2 protein-coding genes and 1 pseudogene are annotated in these 2,833 nt (G+C 39.7%); 1 reads left to right on the plus strand and 2 read right to left on the minus strand.

The window, feature by feature from the left end:
• The first annotated feature begins 268 nt into the window (after positions 1 to 268).
• Positions 269 to 1,392 (plus strand): IS3 family transposase gene (locus BN1765_RS17180; protein WP_147554225.1). Its coding sequence is split into 2 segments (ribosomal slippage): positions 269 to 515 and positions 515 to 1,392, totalling 1,125 coding nucleotides; the frame shifts between segments, so codons are not numbered across the junction.
• Here BN1765_RS17180 and BN1765_RS17185 read toward each other — a convergent pair.
• Positions 1,389 to 2,234 (minus strand): annotated as a pseudogene (locus BN1765_RS17185) (IS3 family transposase); the annotation flags it as partial. The gene BN1765_RS17180 and the pseudogene BN1765_RS17185 overlap by 4 nt on opposite strands.
• On the minus strand, positions 2,228 to 2,794 hold the full coding sequence (locus tag BN1765_RS17190) for a helix-turn-helix domain-containing protein (protein ID WP_050616261.1): 567 nt from the start codon (positions 2,792 to 2,794) through the stop codon (positions 2,228 to 2,230). The gene BN1765_RS17190 and the pseudogene BN1765_RS17185, both read right to left, overlap by 7 nt.
• Positions 2,795 to 2,833: the final 39 nt, after the last annotated feature.

A 2,833-nucleotide genomic window follows, 5' to 3' on the forward strand; every position in this document is an offset into this window, starting at 1 on the left:
ATGGATAGGCAACACTTAACTGGACAAAAAAATTAAGGTGTGGCGGACAAAATCCTCATTTTGAGTATAGCTTCCCTATAAGATGGAAAAAGCTGTACTAGTCACTTTATATGGAGGTTCTGGCATGGTAGCCTGACGTGGCTTGCCAGTTTGATAAACTGGCAGTCTGGCTTTTCAACCATGCCAGTAGAGGCTCCATGTCAAGTGACGGGGTGAACACTCTATTTAACAAGTCTGCCATTACCTATTTAGTTAAGGAGCGTTGTATATGACCAGATCGAGACGAACATTTACAGAAGATTTCAAGAAACAAATTGTATTACTATATGAGAATGGAAAACCACGAAAAGAGATTATCGCTGAATATGAGCTAACCCCGTCTGCCCTAGATAAGTGGGTGAAGCAAAGCAGAACGGCTGGTTCCTTTAAGGAAGCAGACAATCGTACACCTGAACAAACTGAATTAATGAAGATACGCAAAGAACTGAAACAGCTACAAATGGAAAATGACATTTTAAAGCAAGCCGCGCTGATCATGGGACGAAAGTAAAAGTGATTCGAAATAACCGTCACAAATACTCGGTATCAGCAATGTGCATCGTCCTCAACATTTCCCGTTCTTCTTATTATTATGAAGCGAAAATACAGGATAATCAGCAGGAAGAGCGTATTCGGTCACTGATCATTGAAATCTTTCAGAAAAGCCGCCAGAACTATGGAGCGCGCAAGATTAAGATCGAATTAAAAAAGCAAGGCCATTGTGTGTCCCGCCGCCGAATCGGACGGATTATGAAGGAAGAAGGATTGATATCGTCTTATACATTAGCCCAGTTTAAACCCCATAAAGCAAGCTGTAATGAGGAAAAAGTGAGCAACGAGTTAGACAGGTCCTTTCATCAAAAAGAAGAACTGGCTGTCGTTGTGAGTGACCTGACGTATGTACGTGTCAAGGATTCCTGGAACTATATCTGCTTATTGATTGATTTATATAACCGTGAGTTGATTGGACACAGTGTAGGACCGAAAAAAGATGCCAAACTGGTGAGTAAAGCACTGTCTACTGTGCAACATGATCTGCGATTGATCACCTTATTTCATACAGACCGAGGCAGCGAATTCAAAAATAAGCATTTGGATGAAACGCTTGAAACGTTTGAAATTAAGCGGTCATTAAGTATGAAAGGATGTCCCTATGATAACGCAGTGGCAGAAGCGACTTACAAAATCTTAAAAACAGAGTTTGTGAGAGGACGAACATTTGAAACACTCGAACAGTTACGTTCTGAACTATATGATTATGTCCATTGGTTTAACCATTTCAGAATTCACGAAACATTGGGATATTTAAGTCCCGTTCAGTTTAAAGAAACACACCTTAAAAAAAGTGTCTAGTTTAGTATTACCATTCCAAATTGGCTGGCGTGAAGACGGTATTGAACCGGGCTCATGCCAGCTAATTTTTGTTTAATTCGCTTGTTATTATAATAATGAATATAGGTTTCAATCTTCTCTTTAAGATCCTCATACGTACACAGAGCTTCTCCATAATACATCTCTTGTTTGAGTAATCCGAAAAAGTTTTCCATCGGTGAATTATCCAAACAGTTCCCTTTCCGGGACATACTTTGGAATACCTTGTTCTTCTGGAGGGTTTTGACCCATTTTTTATGTTGATAGTGCCATCCCTGATCGGAATGAACGGTTGTTCTATAGGGAGAATCTTTCACGATATCCAGTGCTTTCTCAAGAGGCTGGAGGGCAAGCTCTAAGGTTGGACGCGGCCCTATTCCATACGAAAGAATTTCACCATTGAATAAATCCATAATAGGGTTTAAATACAGTTTTACACCCTCTTTACACTTGAACTCTGTGATATCAGTGGTCAATTTTTGATGACACACATTCGTGTAAAAACGTCGGTGGATGCGGTTCTTAGCTATTGTCCCGACGTTCCCTTTGTATGAGCTGTACCGACGCGATTTCCTTCTGAATTTATCTCCTTTAAGCCCTTGTTTCTTCATGAGGCGCTGCACCTTTTTATGATTTACCAGGATCCCCCTGTTTCTCAATTCCAGGTGGATTCGACGGTATCCGTAATTGCCATTGTTCTCTTCAAAAATGGCTTGAATACACACTTCAAGTTCTTGATCCGGATTCTCTTCCTTCATCTTTTTTATATGATAATGATAAGTGGCTTCAGGTAGATTCACCCTACATAACACATCTTTTAATCGGTATTTTTCTTTGAGTTCGTATGATAACGCTGCTTGTGCTTTTCGAGATAACCGTCCGGATCTATCCGAAAAGCTCTCAACTTTTTTAGGTAATCAACCTCCAAACGAAGCAGTTCATTTTCACGTTCCAATTGTTGTTCGTAGGTCATTTCATGTTGTTCTGACCGTTTATTTGTTTTCTTATTCTTCGCTTTATCAGACATTGGAGGCCGTCCTTTCGGTTTATCCAGGGCTTCAGTCCCACCCTCATGAAAAGCCTTCTTCCACGAAGCAATCATAGGAGGATTCGTGATCCCGAAGTGCAGGGCTGTTTCTGTTTCTGAAGAACCTGTTCTTTGCATAAAGCTTAATACATCCAGCTTGAATTGAACAGGATAAATGCTCTTTTTTGTCTTTCTTCTTAATCCATCTTCACCAAATTTCTCATAGTTTTTCACCCACCTTTTAATCGGTGTACTACACGGTAATCCATGTTTCTGAGCTAAAAGCGTATATCCCAGTTTTCCTTCTAAATATTCTTTCACAACCATTAATTTAAAGGTTTCACTATATTTAGCCATAAATAAACACCCCAAAAGTTAGATTTTCAACTCTAACTT

Source organism: Bacillus testis, from assembly GCF_001243895.1.
Taxonomy (GTDB): Bacteria; Bacillota; Bacilli; order Bacillales; family DSM-1321; genus Bacillus_AD; species Bacillus_AD testis.

Excerpts from the sequence above, each read along its gene's own strand:
- BN1765_RS17190 (WP_050616261.1), bottom strand. The coding sequence starts at position 2,794 with ATGGCTAAATATAGTGAAACCTTTAAATTAATGGTTGTGAAAGAATAT.